Here is a 16,461-nt window from a genome sequence, read left to right as displayed (position 1 = left end):
GGCGGGTGGCCGGAGCGGAGGTGTTAGATGTCCCGGAATCTGGTGGTGTGTCTGGACGGGACCGGTGCGCAGCTGCGGGCCAAGGGCAACACCAACGTCGTGCTTCTATACGAGTTACTCGATCATTCCGATCCCATCAAGCAGATCGCTTACTACGACCCTGGGGTGGGCACGTTCTCGTCGGCCGGCGCGTGGACTCCGCTCGCGAGAGCGATTTCGCGACTAGGCGGCCTCGCATTCGGGTGGGGCCTGCGGCAGAACTTAGGGGAGGCCTACACATGGCTGATGCAGAACTGGGCGCCCGGTGATCAGGTCTTCGTTTTCGGGTTCAGCCGCGGCGCCTACACGGCTCGTTCCCTCGTGGGGATTCTTCGCGCCATCGGTGTGTTGAGACCAGGGTCTGAGAACCTCGTTCCGTATGTGGTCGCGGCCTATGCCCGCCGGGCCGGCGAGACGACGATCGACTGGGACGAAGTCCACCTCACCTCAGAAGTGTTCGCGCAGCATGTCGACGGCAAATCAACGATACCGGTGAAGTATTTGGGCTTGTGGGACACCGTCAAGGCCGCCGGGTTCCTCCGATGGGAGGTCACTTGGCCGTTCACCCGGGAACTCCCCAACGCCGCGCGCATCCGCCACGCTGTGTCGATCAATGAGCAACGGGCACCCTTCAAGGAGTACCTGGTCGACGCCCGCACGGACGGTACGCTGGAGGAGGTTTGGTTCGCCGGGGTGCACAGTGATGTCGGAGGAACCTTTGTCGACGACCCACCCCCCGGCCAGATAACCCGCCCGGGGAAGAATACTCATGCCCCTCGGCTGTCGAGAATCACCTTGAAGTGGATCATCGAGGGGGCTATTGCGGAGGGGTTGCTGGTTCGATCCCGTGCCCCGATCGCCGCCTGCACGGTCACGCCTGCTGACGCGACTTCGAAGCTGCACCGCCGCGGCCGGGCATGGGCTCTCCTGGGAACGCGCGACAGGAAGATCCCCGCCGGTGCCTCTGTCCACGCAAGCGTGAACACCCGGGCTTTGACCGATCCAACGTTCAAGGCGCCGACCAATGTCCTCTGGGCCGATCCGGACTGGGTCGGGCAACCACGGCTACCTGCGCCGGCTGGAACTGACCAATGACTGCCACGAAAAGAGACCGGCCCGAGCCTGTGCTGCCGGCCCGGCGGCTGCTTCGTGCGCATGCGTTCGATCCCATGTCGACCCGCCTGTCGGGCAGGTTCCTCACCATCGACATCGCATTCGAGACAGACCTTAGGCCCGGGCCGTCCGGCCGGCTCTTAAAGGTCGTCGATTATGATGTGGCTCGAGACCTCTGGTATCTGCCAGTTGACCTCAACGACGCCGCCATCCTCGCTCAACGGGGTATGCGGCCAGTGGAAAGCGACCCCAGAACCCACCAGCAAGTTGTCTATGCCGTGGCCATGAGCGTGATCGAACGCTTCGAACGGTTCGGCGGCTTCCGCTTCCGCTGGCGAGGCGACGATAAACTCCGCATCGTCCCGCATGCGTTCGAGGGACGAAACGCTTACTTCGACAAAGATCGGCGGGCCGTCCTTTTCGGCTACTTCCGTGCCGACTCGAGGGACCCTGGTCCCAACCTGCCGGGGCAGATGATGTTTACCTGCCTGTCCGTTGACGTAATTGCACATGAAGTCACCCACGCAATCGTGCACCGTATGCGCCCGTACTTTTCCGAACCTACTCACCCTGACGTGCTCGCATGGCATGAAGCAATCGCGGACCTCGTTGCGCTGTTTAACCACTTCAGCTTCCCCGAAGTCGTCTCCGACGCCGTAGCGACATCGCAAGGGACACTCGAGGAGGGGTCGGCACTCCTGGATCTCGCAATCGAGTTCGGTCAGTCCACCGGTCGTGGCGCAGCGCTGAGGTCCGCGGTCGGATCCCCCCGCACCCCGGACGCGTTCCTGAAAGCGGTTGAACCACACGACCGCGGTTCATGCTTCGTCGCCGCCGTCTTCGACGCGTTTATTGACAGCTACAAATCGCAGATCGCAGATCTCCGACGTATCGCCAGCGCCGGCACCGGCGTCCTCCCGCCAGGGGCCCTCCCAACGGACCTGGTCAAACGCGTCACCGCTGCGGCGGCGACGAATGCCGACCGGTTCCTGGAAATGGTGGTCCGGGCGTTCGAGTACCTCCCCGTCGTCGACGTGACCTTCGGTGATGTCGTCCGGGCGATCGTCACCGCCGACCACGGACTCTACCCCGATGACGCCGGACAACTCCGGGCCATTCTTGTCGAGGCATTCCGTCGACGCGGTATCTATCCACCAGGAGTGACCTCCCTCGCCGACGAGGCACTACTCTGGCCTAAACCGCCACACGCCCTGAGCTTGAGCGGTGGAACGGATGGCATCGATTTAGCATCGCTGTTCCTGGCGGCAACCCTCGAACTCGACCCCGGCAGCACGGTTCCCTTCGCCGACGACCCGGCTACCATCCCTCCCTCGCGGGATGCAACGCCTGCACTGGCGGTCCCTGGACGGACCGCGCGTGCTCACTTGAACTCGCACCCCAATGGCAGACGTCTTCGGGAACTCATTCATGGCTGGGGCGAGGAGCATGCCTACGAACTTGGCTTGGACAAAGCCGCAGGGATGATTGAGGTGGTCAGCTCCCAAGCTGCCTACCTCCGGGGCTCCGACGGGCAACCCCGGCCGATCGTCGTCATCCAGTTCGCCCAACGTCGGGACGACCTGGAAGATCAGCGGACCGACGAGACAGGGGCGCAGATCCCACGGAGCCAGCGGGCAGCGATTCGCGCTGGCACAACCGTCATTGCCCGCGTGGATGGCCCGGTCGAATTCCTCGTCACCAAACCGTTGCCGCTTTCGGACCGCACTAAACTCGAGGACCTGTCCGGGGACCTCAAGGAGTGCGCCCTCGAGTTCGACAAGGCCGGCACCGAACGGTTGCGCTCGATCCGCGACTGGATGGGCGACGTCGAAGACATGGACGCCCTCTCGGCATGGACCGTTGAACCCGCAACACTCCGACTCTCCTTCGCGCGCCTGCACGCCAGCCAGGACGGACCCTGACCATGCCCGCATCCTCCGTCACGATCCGCATGTATGACGTCGGCTTCGGGGACGCTTTCCTGATCACCGTTAAACAGGACGATCAGGCCTGGCGGATGCTGGTGGACTGCGGCGTCCATAGCCTGGGCAAGGCCCGGCCCCTCCTCGACGTCGTCAATGCGATCATCTCCGACCTCACGGAGGCGGCCGAACCAGGAACACCACCGACCCTCGACGTCGTCGTGGCAACTCACCACCACGCCGACCACATCACCGGATTCGCCTTCGACGACTGGGCAGAGGTCCACGTCGGCGAAGTCTGGGTCTCGTTCGTCGAAGACGATTCCGACGAGGACGCCAAGACGCTGAAGAACGGGCTCGCCCGAGCAGCAACAAACTTGAACACCCTGATCGGTCGTGCGCCCGCTGCGCTGAACGATGAAGCACGAGCCCTGGCTCTCGGGATTGCCGGCACTCTGGCCTTGAACTCTCTCGGCAACGAGGACGCCATGGACCGTCTGCTCGGACGCAACGGCAAACACTTCCTCAATGTCCCGGCGATCCGCTACCTCCCGGACAGGGTCGGCGAACTGAACATCATCCGAACGTCACTACCGAACGCCACGGTGCATGTCCTCGGACCCTCACGTGATCCTGATCAGCTCAAACTAATGAACCCTCCCGCGTCCGCCCGATGGCTCGCTATGCAACAGGCTTTGGACGCCGAATCCGAAAGCGACTTCGCCGTCGGTCAGGCGCCGGCGAAGCCCCTCTTCGACGAGATCTACAGTGTCACTCCCGACGAAATCGCGGGTAACATCGGAATCGAACTCGTCAGCACCCTAGCAACCTTGAACCTCCCGGCACTGCTCGACGACGCGAGCGAACTTCTGGCAGCGGCATCCATCCTTGAGCGCTCCGTGAACAACACCAGCATCTACTTCGTTCTCGACGTCGATGGCACCAGACTCGTCTTCGTCGGTGACTCACAACAAGGCGCCTGGGACCACGTCCTTCAAGACCCCGCAGCCCGCGCCCTTGTATCAGCCCCCGCCTTCTACAAGATCGGCCACCACGGCTCCCACAACGCCACACCACGCGAATACGCCACCAACGCCATCGGCAACCAAGGCACCTACGCAATGCTCCCGTACGGAAAAGTCGAGCAGTGGGGAGACATCCCGAACGAGAATCTGCTGACCGCCTTAACCACCATGAACGCCCACATCGTCAGGGCGGATGCCCCAGTCGCCGACACCCGCGTTCACATCGGACCCGGAAACCTTTGGAGCGAGATCACTTTCCCGGCACCGTAAACAGACCGCACAACGGCCTCGTCGAACCGCGAGGGGCCGCTCCGGCGGCACTCGACACTGATGAGCTCGTCCTTACAGTGACGGCGACGCGGGGCTGGTCGGTGGTCACTATCCGTCGCACGAGCGATCACTTCGCGCTGAGCACCGTTTCGTCGACCGGTCACGGGGCGTGGATGGTTTGATTAGTCCGTGCTTCGTCTAAAACGCCTTGTGGTTTTCAGCCTGTTCGCGGTTTGCGTTATCACCGCATTCTCGTTCTGGGCAACCCGGCAGCCCGGCGCAGACGCCCGCGGGGCCCTTTCTGCACCTCCGCGGGCGGGGGCGGAACTTGACATGCTCTCCACCGGCATCACCACCGCCGTGAACGTGACCCCGAGTCCGGATGCTCAGTGGCTGACCCGGGCTGCCGCGCAGACCGGGATCCCTGCCCGCGCGCTCCGGGCCTACGTTGCTGCGGTAGCCACGGCCAACGATTCCGCTCCGACGTGCGGGATCGGCTGGAACACCGTGGCAGCTGTCGGCTTCGTCGAATCCGCGCACGGAACATACGGCGGCGGCAGCCTCAACACCGCAGGGCAGGCGAGCGGCACAATTGTGGGCCCGAGCCTCAACGGCGCCGGATTCGCCGCCATCGCCGACACGGACGCGGGTGCCCTGGACGGCGACGCCCGCTGGGACCACGCCGTCGGACCCATGCAGTTCATTCCCTCCACCTGGCAGCTTGTAGGGCGGGACGGGAACGGGGACGGCAAAGCCGACCCGTTCAATATCGACGACGCAGCCCTCAGCGCGGCGACCTATCTGTGCGCCCACGGCCGCGACCTCTCAACCGCGCAAGGATGGACCGATGCCATCTACTCCTACAACCAGTCCGATCCCTACATTCGCCAGGTGCGGGCCCAAGCCATCGCCTACGCCGCGAAGACAGGCACCGCCGAATAAGTCCACGGGCTGACGGCCAGGGGCCCGGTGAAGCCGCGGGGTGCCTCAAGCCGCCGGCGAGGATTCAGGCGGCAACACCGTTCTCTGACGTGGCCGGCACTTCCCTGAAGCGGTGCCGGTTGCCGCAGACTACGTCTGCTTGCGGTGCTAGCCACCGGGCTTTTTGCGTGCGGACTCAGGCCAACATTTCGCCGGCACAACTGGCTGGCGCGAGCCTTCTCAGGGCTTGTTGCGGTCTCGGAATATTGTCAATGCCTCCACGATCAGGTCGTGGTCGGCTTTTTGCGGCAGTCCGGAAACAATTACGGTGGCGACGCGCCCTGTATCTTTCACCTGCATCAGAAAGTACCCGCCGTGCATGTGGGACCTCCGGGAGGACGAAGTACATGAAGATTCCGGCGACCAGCGCCAGGCCGCCCGCGCCCCAGAACAGCACGCGCCAGTTGGCGAACTCCGCAACTCAACGTCGGTGACACTGTTGTGCTGGCGGGCGTCACTCCGGCCGCCGGGCCATTGTGTCCATCCCGTCCGCCGCAACGTTCGGCAATTACGTGGGCACTGCGCTGGGCGCAGGCGCCGCGTTCGGCACCGCCACCGGCCAGTCCATTCCGATCGCTTCGGGCATGAGGATCGGCACGCAGGCAAGCTCAACAGCAGCGGTGAAGTCAGGCACAGGCGCGGCGCTGTAAACGTAACTGTCCAACTCCCACCAGGCGTTTGACGCGACATTTCCGTCTACCTCCGGCACGTCCGGCGGGCAAGTGGTCACCTACAAGGTAACCTACCCAGCAGGCAAGGCCACCACGGCCTCCGCCAAAACGGAGGCTGTCATCGTCCTTGACTTCCTTGCTGACGCAACAAGCACGGCGGCGAACACAATCGCGCGCATCCTGTTCGGCGGCATTGGGTCAAAGGGTGCATCAGACACGCTGACGATTACCTGGACCCAGACGCTGCTCGGCGCTTAGCAGCGAGAGGAAGTCATGCACACACACGCAAGGGCGTTGTCCACGAAACGGCTTGCAGCGATTATTGCTGCGGTCCTGCTGGGCCTGGCGGCACTCGTCGGGATCGGGACGGTTCACGCGCAGCCCGCGAGCGCCGCAACGGCCTACCATGGCATTTTCTCGGATCCCGGCTGGGCCGGCCCGAACAACGGCTATTCCGGCGCACAGGTGGAACTTGGGCTTCGGTTCAAAACCGACGCGCCCGGGACGATTGGCGGAATCGCGTTCTACAAAGCTGTTGGTGCAACTGACAATTCCCATGTTGCCCACCTTTGGGACACGGCCACCGGCTACAGTATCCGTGATCTGGTCATCACCGATCAGTCTGCGTCCGGGTGGCAGTTCGGCTATTTTTCGACGCCGTTCTTAGCAACGCCGGGCCATGACTACACGGTTAGCTATGGCGCGGGCGACGGCCACTTTGCGTTCACCGCCGGTTATTTCCCGATGGGCCGGAACATTTCGAACAACCTTATGGAAACGGTCACGCGCACCACGACCGACGCGAACGGCGTTTACATGTACGAGACGGCCGGGTTGCACGGGACGATTCCCCGGGACGACGGATCGGGCGCAAACTACTTCGTAGACGCTCTGTTTGCACCGGCACCGGCACCCGCCGAGACGCCGACGCCGGTTCCCCCTGCGCCGACACCCACGCCGACGCCGGTTCCCCCTGCGCCGACACCCACGCCGACGCCGGTTCCCCCTGCGCCGACACCCACGCCGACGCCGGTTCCCCCTGCGCCGACACCCACGCCGACGCCGGTTCCCCCTGCGCCGACACCCACGCCGACGCCGGTTCCCCCTGCGCCGACACCCACGCCGACGCCGGTTCCCCCTGCGCAGAGTTCCTATCCGCTCCATACCAACATCGTGTCCACGAGTTTCTGGGTGGGCGAGATTTTCAATACCAACCTGGCGGACGGCTCGCAGGTGTGCTCCACCTACGACAGCCAGTGGGCCATGCACTGGGGCGGTAAGAACACTGGCACCACGCCCGCCTTGGCATCCGGTTGTGCAGGTTCGGTGTACGGCTCATGTGACGGCACGGGGTCTGGTACGGGCACGGCATTCAAGTGCGCTACCGAAGCACGGACAGCGACGAACGACTTCGAACCGTCCGCCGGAATGCCGAAGGAAAACGCGTTCTACCTGGATCTCCCCTATGACGACGTGAACGACGCCACCGCCTTTGCGGAACGTTGCTCAGTGATCACCTGGGCGGCGGCCGACAACGCAGCTACCGGAAAGAACAACTGCGCGAACTCGAACTACTCGTACATGAAGAATCGCTGGGTGGCGATCACCGGCCCGAACGGGCACACCTGCTACGGCCAGATCGAAGACGCAGGGCCTTCCTCGGGAAGTCTCTACCACGACAAGGGCTACGTGTTCGGTCAGAACAACGCCCGGCCCGTCAACAAACAGTTCTCAGGTGACCCCACCCAGGGCGCAGGCATGGACGTCTCGCCCTCGCTGAACGGGTGCCTGGGTTTCGCTGACCTGGACGGCGACAGCGACCATGTCTCCTGGAGCTGGATCGACCGGGCGAACGTACCCGCCGGCCCCTGGCTGAACGTAGTGACCACTTCGCAAGTGACGCCGTAAAGGGACGGGGGTAGTTCACCTTGGCTGCCCCCACCCGCGTCACCGGCGTCTCGGTTGCGCTGACCACCGCTACTACACCCAAGACCACCGCTACTACACCCAAGATCACCGCGGCGCTGAACATTGCCGTGGGGGACATTTTCGTTGTATGCGGTGGGGCCTGTGGCCCGTCCTCCGGGATGGGCACCAACCCCAGCGTGTCGGCGGGAGCGGTGACCTGGATTCTTCAGAAGTCCGTCTCCGCTACCGGCTACGGCGACCTCAAACTTTGGAGCGGCACCGTCACGACGGCGTCCGCGTCCGCCACCGTTTCACTCACCGGCACCGGCGGCCTCTCCTGGGGCTTTGTCGTTGAACAGTACCGCAACGGCACCGTGGGCGCCTCGGTGGTCAATCACGCATCCACCGGCGTCCCGACGATTGCTCTTACGATCGGCGCGGCCAATTCGGCCATTGTGTCCGGGTCTACCGACTTCAACGCTTCGACCGGCATATTACCTGGTCCACCGTCAACGGTCCGCTGAAACTGCGCGGGCCACGAATGAGTCTCGTCCGCTCCTGTCCAAGCGCCGCCGCGCGAATTCGCCGGCGGGGACAAAGAAGCGCCGCGAGGTGTGGGTCACCGCCGGGGAAGAGCAGGCGCTGGTTGCCCGTGCCGCGAGGGAGCGGGTGACGGTCAGGAACCTGATGGTGTCCTCGGCATTGTCCGAGACGTCGGAGACGCCGACGGAGCGCTAAAGCAGCCATGGCGGAACTGATGGCCCTGCAGACGCTGTTGGCGCGGGTGTCGAACAACGTGAACCAGATGGCCCGGCACGCGAACGCCGACGATGAGTTCCCCGTTACCTTTCTTATAGCCCCTGAACGAGCAAGAATCGGGGTTGCTGGCCTGTCGGTCCCGGCATGGTTCTTACCCCCAGTCGACCGTATGATCCGGGGGGTGTTGTCACCGGGGTGCGATAGGCGCCAGGGGATCGCTGATGGGGACAAGACCAGTCGCAGACTCGACCGTGGCAGGCCGGACCGTAACGTGGATGCCGAGCTCTGGGGCCGCAGGACAGACCGGCGTTCTCTTATTGGGTTTCATGACTGGAGGTAGCGGTGATCAAGGACCACCATCTCGTCGATGTCTTCATCGGCGTCGACGTCGGCAAGACCAACCACCACGCGGTGGCGCTGAACCGGGAGGGCAAGAAGCTCCTCGATAAGGCGCTGCCCCAGGACGAGGCGAAACTGCGCTCCATCATCGGTTCCCTGACCAAACACGGGACGCTGTTGCTGGTTGTGGATCAGCCCGCGACCATCGGCGCCCTTCCTGTCGCCGTCGCGCAGGCCGCCGGGATCATGGTCGGCTACCTGCCCGGGCTGGCGATGCGCCGGATCGCCGACCTGCACCCCGGCGAGGCGAAGACCGATGCCCGCGACTCGTTCATCATTGCCGAGGCCGCCCGCACCATGCCGCACACCCTGCGCTCGATCGCGGTTGCCGACGAACAGACCGCGGAACTGTCCATGCTCTGCGGCTTCGACGACGACCTGGCCCAACAGGCCACCGCAACCTCGAACCGGATCCGCGGGCTCCTGACCCAGATCCACCCCGCCTTGGAGCGGGTCATCGGCCCGCACCTGGACCACCCGGCGATGGCCGAGCTGCTGATCAAGTACCCGACCCCGGCGGCCCTGCGTAAGGCCGGCCAGACCAGGGTCGGCGAGTACCTGCGCAAATGGGCGCCGCGGGCCGGCACGGGCTGGGCTGCAGAAATATTCACCGCCCTGTCCGAACAGACCGTAGTGGTCGCCGGCACCGGTGCCGCCGGCATCGTCCTGCCGCGCCTGGCCGCACAGCTGGCCCAACTGCGCGCTGCCCGCGCCGAGGTCCTGACCCGGGTCGAGGCCATCGTGGAGGCCCACCCTCTTCACACCGTCCTGACATCCATGCCGGCGGTCGGCGCCAGGACAGAGGCAAGGATCATCACCGAGGTCATCGGTAAGGACTTCAACACCGCCGGACACCTGGCCTCCTACTCCGGATTAGCCCCGGTGACGTGGAGATCCGGGACGTCCATCCGCGGCGACCACCCCTCCAGGAAAGGCAACAAAATCCTCAAACGCGCCTTCTTCCTCTCCGCGTTCGCCGCGCTGAAGGACCCCGCCTCACGGGCGTATTACGACCGCAAACGAGCCGAGGGTAAACGCCACAACCAGGCCCTCATCGCCCTCGCCCGGCGCCGCTGCGACGTCCTGTTCGCCATGCTCCGCGACATGACCCTCTACGAAGCACCCAAGCCCAAAGCCGCCTGACCCTCCCGCTCCCTGCAGCTGGCAGGCATCCTCGCCAGCCAACACCCCCTGGCCCCAAACCCGCTGCCACACAGACCAGAAAAATCCACCCCGAACGCTTGACAAAGAACATAGGGACACCCCCCAGGATGCGAAGGCCGCGCTGGCCCATGTTCGCGAGGTCGCGAAACCGGATTGACCGGACCATTGAGGGGCTGATGTAGCCGATGATCCCGGGGACCGCGTCCAGGATCTGCCGGCCGTGGCCTCAGAGTGGTGTCCGTGCGGCTCACAATCGCTCCAGAGTCGCGCACTGACAAGAACCCCTCCTGGCGAGAATTCTGCTTGGTCAATCGGTCACCGGTTTGGTCCCATGCGTCGGTTGGGTCCTTCTCGACACTCGGAGGGAAGCGGCGGACTCAGGGACAGCGCTACGGGCCTGCAAATGAGTTCTCTGTGGTGGCAGACCGGCCCGCGGAACGTCTTCCAATTCGAGTGGAGGCCCCATGGGCACCCGCCGGAAGAGACCTGCGATGCGGCTGAATCCAGTCGCGAGGCCGGTCAGCGCCGTGGAGTGGCTTATTCGCAGCGGAGGGCGTCGATGGGGTTTTGCTGCCCGCCAGGCCGGGAGCGTTCCGGCGATGAAGGCGATGGCCATGACCAGGAGGATGACGCCGGCCACGGAGCCGGGAGCGAAAGTCAGGATGTGCAGGCCCTCCAGATCGCGGAGGTGTCCGCGGGCCAGAGCGCCGCTGACGGCGGTGCCGAGCCCGATGGCGGCGGCGGAGCCGACCGCGCTGCCGAGGAAGCCGATGAACGCCGCTTCGGTGCTGAAGAGTACGAATACGGATCCGCTGCCCATGCCCATGGCTTTAATACCTCCGGGAAAAGCGGCCTGTTGACGAGGCTTCCTGCCCGGACCTAGCATGGCGTTGCTGGCCGATAAAGCTTGCGGTCATAAGGCTGGGGAAGCTGAAGATGGCGGCTCCGGTGATCACCGATCTCGGCGGGTCCCCGTTGCGGCGATTCCCCGAATCCGGCCAACGGAAGGGCCTGGTCCCCGGAAACGGGTGCGCGGCATAAGATGCGGTTGCCAGAACTGGCGCATGCTTTCGGGTCACGGGTCACGGGTCACAGGTCACGGAGGAGGACAGGGGGAGGTCCGAGGCCTCGCCGGTGAGGAACCCGGTCCGGTCTCGGGGAAGGCTTGGTATGCCGTCACGGCCGGAGGTCGTTTACATGGATGTCCAAAGCCCGGGTACTGTGCCGTGACGTGCGGGGAGTCCCAAAAGGGGCAGCGCGTCCTCGGGCACGGGATGACGCGGACGGCATGCTCCCGATCGCGCTGCTGACTGCATGGTCCTCGGTCTTCTTGGGAAGAATGCCGGAGCGGGTGTGCTATTGAAAGAGCCCGCATCCGGAAAAGGGATGGAGCACCCCGATGAACGCTGAACAGGCTTCAGGACAGAAACGTCCGGGTTTGGTGACGCGTGCGCTGGTCCGCGGTCTGGCCTGGGACGTAGGGGTACCGCTGGCTGCCTACTACGTCCTGCACCTGGCCGGTGCCACGGACTGGGCAGCACTGCTGGCGGCGACGGGAGCCGCTGCCTGCCGGCTGTTGTGGACCGCGTTCAACGGACATTCCCTGAACCCGTTTGCGATGCTGATGGTCGTCGTCTTCGGACTCGGCCTGGGCCTGTCTTTCCTCACCGGTGACCCGCGGTTTCTGCTGCTCAAAGACTCGGCCATCACCGGTGGCATGGGTGTTTCGTTCCTGGTTTTGGCCGCTCTGGGACATCCGCTGACTTTGGACGCAGCCAAGACCTGGAGTCCGGAGCACGCCGGGGAAATGGACCGGGAATCCCACCGCAACCAGGCCGTGCACCGCTGGCACCTGAAGATTTCCGCCGTTTGGGGTGCGGGACTGATTGCTGAAGCCAGCACGCGGGCCGTCCTGGTCTATCTGCTGCCTATTGACGTCATGGTGGGGGTTTCTGCCGCCCTGGCAGTGGCCGTTTTCGCCGCCCTCATCGCCTGGACTGTCGGGGACCGGAAACGACGGCAAGCAGGGTGGTCTTCCTGACGGCTCTGTGTCAGCTCATCGGAAGCCCGTTGCCTGGGTAGGGCCGTTATGGCCTGGGTGGGTCAGGACGGCGGAGTACCGGTCACCCCCGCGATACTCAGGCCGAACATGTCGCAGATGCGACGGAGGTCGCCTCCGCTGGAGTGCAGTTCGTTGAGGATCCGGTCTTCGCGGGTTTTCTGGGCGGTCATGCCCATCGATGTGGTGATCCATTGGACGCTGACCGGTGAGGTATGAATGGCGCCCTCCTGAGTAGCCAGGTTCGGGAAGACATGGTGCCCTAAGCAGCGTAGGTGACGTCAGGACAGGCGGCGGAATTCACCGACCCTGATCTGTTACAGGATGGGCAATGGCCATCTGCGCCGGTCCGGTTGTGGGAGCGGACGGCTGATAGGTCGTGAAATGCTTTCCTATTTGCTGGGAGCCGTCGTGCTGCCGCGGCGATCAATCTCGCTCGGCGCCAGGCCCGACGCCGACCGGCCGGCCCGGGTTTCGGATTTCTAGCAGGGGCCTTCGTCGGGGCCGTCGTACCTATCGGTGTAATCTCGGCGACTCAGGCGATGCCGAAAGTTCCGATGAGGGGTGCGAGTTCAACTGCAGGGTCCCTAATGCAGGTGCTGTCGAAGTCGATAACTCCAGACTATTCTGGAGCCCTTCTCTTCATATCGGAACGAAATCGCGCGCAATACACAACTGCGCCGCCCAGATGGCCGCTTATGCAGCCTGTTGGGTAATGTTGGCGGACTGGGCCGGATTGCGGATTTTTGCAGGGGATTGCGGAAATTCAGGGGCTGGAACCCGGTTCGAGTTCCACCTCGGGCACAGCATGACCCCTCGTCAGAGGGATTTTTTGCTTTAGAGTGTGGACATCGACCCATGTCGGGTCACCCTGACTGTGGTCCGTGATCGGCGCTTGGCACTGGAGGATCGAGGCTAGACGTACGTTAGTGCTGCGTCAGCGATATGGATGTCGCTGACCGGGCGCTGGACTTACAGCCGGGGTTCGGCTCCCCACCTCATTTAGAGGCCGCGATGCCCTATCCACAGGCCATGCAACAGCGGAACCACCGATGCGATCATCAGAACATTGCCGAGCACCGTGTCGTCCCCTCGGACCACGGAACCGGCGATGAGCAGGGCGCCGAATATCAGTGCCGATGCCGATCGCTGTGCCGTGCGGTCAAGCCGTGCCACCTGCCGTTCGAGGCGCGGGTTGGCCACCGATAGGGAACCGTCCTCGACTCGGGTGACAAGCCCATCCAGTCGTTTCGGCAGCCGCAGGGCGACGCCGGCGGCGTCGAACGCTTGCTGTGCCACGTCCTGCACGATGTTTCCGCGCTCGTCGCGCAGCAGCTGTGCTGCATAAGGTTCGACCGAGTCCCATAGATTGAATCGTGCGTCCAACGAACTGCACACACCCGACGTCAGTGACATCGCGCGGATGATGAGCAGGAAATTCTCCGGCACCTGGAACGGCAACGAGCGAACTAGGTCGCCGAACTCCACCGCGAAATCAAGGAACTCCCGCGGGTCCACCTCGCGAAGCTCTGCGAAGCCCATCCCGCCGAACCGGGCGAAGAGATGCGTCATCGCCCGCTCAAGCTCGGCCGTGTCGGCCGAGGGCACCAGCACACCTACCTCGCTGATCGCGGTCACCAAGCCCTTGCCGTCACGCGAGGCGGCCGCGATCAGCAGCTTCCGCAGGCCGCTGCGAGTACGGGACGGAACCTCGCCCATCATGCCGAAGTCGATGAACGTCAGCTTCCATGGGCGCTCTGCGGCTGAATCGGTATTCGGAGTGACAAAGATATTGCCGGGGTGCGGATCGGCGTGAAAGAAGCCGTTCGTGAACAGCTGGTCGAACATGACCGACGCGAAAACCGGGGCAACCTGGGCCGGATCGATGCCCGCCGCGGCAAGCGCGCCCGCGTCCGTGATCTTGATCGCCGAAACATCTTCGAGGGTGAGCACGCGGCGGGTGGTCCACTCCCATGCCACGCCGGGCACACCCACCCGGTCGTCGTCGGCGAAATCAGTCGCGAAGCGCTCTGCATTCGCTGCCTCATTCAGGTAGTCGATCTCCTCAAGACTGGTTTGCGCAAACTCCTCGACCAGTGCGGGCATGTCGGCGCGATCGGACACCAGCCGCACGTGGCGGAGCCAGCCGCCCACTTTGCGCAGTGCCGCCAGGTCGACGTCGACGATCGCGTCGATGCCCGGGCGCTGCACCTTCAACACCACGCTGGCGAGTCCGGCCTCGGCGGCATTGGCGGGAAGGAGTTGCGCACGGTGCGCCTGCCCGAGGGAGGCGGCAGCGATTGGCGTCTCCTCGACCGAGGAGAAAACCCGGTCCAGCGCGCCCAGCTCCGCCTCGGCGAGCGCACGGATTGCGGGGAAAGGGACCGGGGGCACCTCGTCCTGCAGTCCCTCAAGCTCTCTAGTAATCTCGGGCGGAAGCACGTCGAGCCTGGACGACAGGAACTGACCAACCTTGATCATCAGGCCGCCCAGGTCCACCGCGAGCACGTGGAAGTGCTGCGCGAAGCGCCGCATCCTCCTCGCCCGAGTGCGCTCGGCAATTCTGCCTAGCCCGACGCGGGGGAGGAGCAACTCAAACCACCAGGTCACCGCGAGATGCCACGCGGCGAAGCGCAAAATGCGACGGTACCGTGCACGGGTGTCCCCGGCGCCGGGTACCGGATCTGCCCGGTCCCGACGAACCGACGCCACCCTCGTCAGTCCTGGGCGAGGATTGAGTACAGCCGACGGCGTGCCTCGTCGAGCACCATTACGGCCTCCTGTACCTGCTTCGGCGAGCCTGTGCGGCCCACCTGGGACGCGGCCTGCGCGAGCTCGATGCCGGCCTTGGGCAGCGCCGCGAACCCTGTGCCTGATGACGGAGCCGTCGACTCCCAGAGCGCTGACGCATCGGCACCAGCTGCATCTTCCCGTCCGGCTTCAGTCAGCGAGTAGATCTTGCGGCCGTTGGATTCCTCGGCACTGATGAACCCCTCATCGGCCAGCAGCTGCAGCGTTGGGTAGACGGAGCCGGCACTCGGCTTCCAGCTGCCACCGCTGCGCTCCTCGATTTCATGGATGATCTGGTAGCCGTGCATCGGCCGCTCCGCGAGCAGGGCCAGTATGGCCGACCGCACTTCGCCTCGGCCTGCGCGAGTGCCCGAGCGCTTCTCAAACCTTGAACGCAACTCCTCGACGGCCTGCCACATGCCGTCGATGTTGGGGCCGCCAAATCCGCCCGCCGGGTACGAATTACGCATCATGCTCTCCTCTGCGAGTCGCGAACGATAGTCAACGATACATCCGATATGCACAAGTCCAACAGGGGCAAGCCCACGGAGCGGGGGAGCCACGCACGAGGTTCCCGGCCGGCCAGCGCTGAAGCTGCGTCTGACTTCCCCCGTTACCTAATGGGATGAGAGGGGGCCAGCAAGGTCTTCCCGTTACCCGGACTCCGAGTTCTAGAAAAAGATCGTCCTCGGGCTCCCTCGACGCACAGACCATAATCTAGGTGTCAGAGCCGTACTGCCAGGATCAGATCCCCACCGAGAACACGGACCTCAGAGTTCTGTCGATAAGACCCGATCCCCGGCCAGTATCCACGGGGGAAGAACTGCTAATCAGATGCCGAGCCCTCGAGCACTTCCATTAGGTCGCTGACTCCCTGTGTCCGGCTCGATCAACACAACCCGGGTACTGGACAGAAGGGACGCAATGATGGACGTTTTTTGCGGTATTGACTGGGCTGAAAACCACCACGGCATAGCCATTGTCGACGCTGAAGGAGAGGTCCGGGCATCATGCAGAATTACTGATGACGCCCACGGATTCCAACAGCTGCTCGAACTGCTGGCCAGCCACGGTGACGGGGACAAGGCCAGGACTCCGGTCGCGATTGAGACCACCCGCGGACTGCTCGTTGCCTCGCTGCGGGCTACCGGCCGCGAAGTGTATGCGATCAACCCCATGGCCGCGGCACGGTACCGGGACCGGCATGCCGTTTCCCGGAAGAAATCAGATGCCCAGGATGCCCTGGTGCTGGCCAATATCCTGCGAACGGACAGGTGGCAACCAGCAACTAAAGTTCGTGGACGTCGCGTCCCAGACGTGGTCTGCAAGTGCAGCGATGGGGCCCGTCTGCACTTCGTTGC

Annotated in this window: 15 protein-coding genes and 1 pseudogene; 12 read left to right on the top strand and 4 right to left on the bottom strand. The window is 64.2% G+C overall.

The annotated features are described in order from the left end of the window. Nucleotides 1–27: 27 nt before the first annotated feature. The 10 genes from E5206_RS14255 (at nucleotide 28) to E5206_RS14200 (ending at nucleotide 10,230) form a co-directional block, all read left to right on the top strand. A complete protein-coding gene (locus E5206_RS14255) occupies nucleotides 28–1,134 on the top strand; it encodes a DUF2235 domain-containing protein (RefSeq protein WP_136323056.1) in 1,107 nt (368 codons plus the stop codon). After that, nucleotides 1,131–3,074: a hypothetical protein gene (locus E5206_RS14250; RefSeq protein ID WP_136323055.1), complete on the top strand. Its 1,944-nt coding sequence runs from the start codon at nucleotides 1,131–1,133 to the stop codon at nucleotides 3,072–3,074. The genes E5206_RS14255 and E5206_RS14250 overlap by 4 nt, the downstream gene beginning before the upstream one ends. Nucleotides 3,075–3,076: 2 nt before the next feature. Continuing rightward, the gene (locus E5206_RS14245) at nucleotides 3,077–4,369 is read left to right on the top strand and encodes an MBL fold metallo-hydrolase (RefSeq protein WP_136323054.1); all 1,293 of its coding nucleotides are present in this window, start codon (nucleotides 3,077–3,079) and stop codon (nucleotides 4,367–4,369) included. Nucleotides 4,370–4,702: 333 nt separating this feature from the next. Continuing rightward, entirely contained in the window at nucleotides 4,703–5,311 is a 609-nt protein-coding gene (locus E5206_RS14240; RefSeq protein WP_346763451.1) for a lytic transglycosylase domain-containing protein, read from the top strand. A gap of 551 nt (nucleotides 5,312–5,862) precedes the next feature. Continuing rightward, on the top strand, nucleotides 5,863–6,000 hold the full coding sequence (locus E5206_RS19645; protein ID WP_240689755.1) for a hypothetical protein: 138 nt from the start codon (nucleotides 5,863–5,865) through the stop codon (nucleotides 5,998–6,000). Between the two features lie 72 nt (nucleotides 6,001–6,072). Further along, complete coding sequence (locus E5206_RS14230) at nucleotides 6,073–6,279, top strand: hypothetical protein (RefSeq protein ID WP_136323051.1); 207 nt, start codon at nucleotides 6,073–6,075, stop codon at nucleotides 6,277–6,279. A gap of 15 nt (nucleotides 6,280–6,294) precedes the next feature. Further along, the gene (locus E5206_RS19475) at nucleotides 6,295–7,929 is read left to right on the top strand and encodes a DUF4082 domain-containing protein (RefSeq protein ID WP_205759937.1); all 1,635 of its coding nucleotides are present in this window, start codon (nucleotides 6,295–6,297) and stop codon (nucleotides 7,927–7,929) included. Between the two features lie 20 nt (nucleotides 7,930–7,949). Continuing rightward, the gene (locus E5206_RS14210) at nucleotides 7,950–8,453 is read left to right on the top strand and encodes a hypothetical protein (RefSeq protein WP_136323050.1); all 504 of its coding nucleotides are present in this window, start codon (nucleotides 7,950–7,952) and stop codon (nucleotides 8,451–8,453) included. A gap of 88 nt (nucleotides 8,454–8,541) precedes the next feature. After that, complete coding sequence (locus E5206_RS19770) at nucleotides 8,542–8,667, top strand: hypothetical protein (protein ID WP_276605945.1); 126 nt, start codon at nucleotides 8,542–8,544, stop codon at nucleotides 8,665–8,667. A 351-nt stretch (nucleotides 8,668–9,018) separates the two neighbouring features. Next, the gene (locus E5206_RS14200; RefSeq protein ID WP_136322487.1) at nucleotides 9,019–10,230 is read left to right on the top strand and encodes an IS110 family transposase; all 1,212 of its coding nucleotides are present in this window, start codon (nucleotides 9,019–9,021) and stop codon (nucleotides 10,228–10,230) included. Between the two features lie 328 nt (nucleotides 10,231–10,558). Here E5206_RS14200 and E5206_RS14195 read toward each other — a convergent pair whose 3' ends face one another. Continuing rightward, nucleotides 10,559–11,071 (bottom strand): ABC transporter permease, encoded by a 513-nt coding sequence (locus E5206_RS14195; RefSeq protein WP_240689753.1) that lies wholly within the window; start codon nucleotides 11,069–11,071, stop codon nucleotides 10,559–10,561. Between the two features lie 579 nt (nucleotides 11,072–11,650). Between E5206_RS14195 and E5206_RS14190 the strand changes: the two genes are divergently transcribed. Further along, complete coding sequence (locus E5206_RS14190; protein ID WP_136323048.1) at nucleotides 11,651–12,292, top strand: VC0807 family protein; 642 nt, start codon at nucleotides 11,651–11,653, stop codon at nucleotides 12,290–12,292. A gap of 62 nt (nucleotides 12,293–12,354) precedes the next feature. On the opposite strand, the gene E5206_RS19765 is transcribed toward E5206_RS14190, so the two are convergent. The 3 genes from E5206_RS19765 to E5206_RS14180 all read right to left on the bottom strand — a co-directional run bounded on the left by E5206_RS19765 (nucleotide 12,355) and on the right by E5206_RS14180 (nucleotide 15,570). Continuing rightward, nucleotides 12,355–12,483, bottom strand: a complete 129-nt coding sequence (locus tag E5206_RS19765; protein WP_276605944.1) for a hypothetical protein — start codon at nucleotides 12,481–12,483, stop codon at nucleotides 12,355–12,357. Nucleotides 12,484–13,312: 829 nt separating this feature from the next. Next, a complete protein-coding gene (locus tag E5206_RS14185) occupies nucleotides 13,313–15,022 on the bottom strand; it encodes an AarF/UbiB family protein (RefSeq protein WP_136323047.1) in 1,710 nt (569 codons plus the stop codon). Nucleotides 15,023–15,027: 5 nt separating this feature from the next. After that, on the bottom strand, nucleotides 15,028–15,570 hold the full coding sequence (locus tag E5206_RS14180; RefSeq protein WP_136324151.1) for a PadR family transcriptional regulator: 543 nt from the start codon (nucleotides 15,568–15,570) through the stop codon (nucleotides 15,028–15,030). Between the two features lie 457 nt (nucleotides 15,571–16,027). Here E5206_RS14180 and E5206_RS14175 point away from each other — a divergent pair. After that, nucleotides 16,028–16,372: pseudogene (locus E5206_RS14175) on the top strand (transposase); the annotation flags it as partial. Nucleotides 16,373–16,461: the final 89 nt, after the last annotated feature.

Source organism: Arthrobacter sp. PAMC25564, from assembly GCF_004798705.1.
Lineage (GTDB): Bacteria > Actinomycetota > Actinomycetes > Actinomycetales > Micrococcaceae > Arthrobacter.
This window is presented reverse-complemented; position numbering and strand designations above follow the sequence as displayed.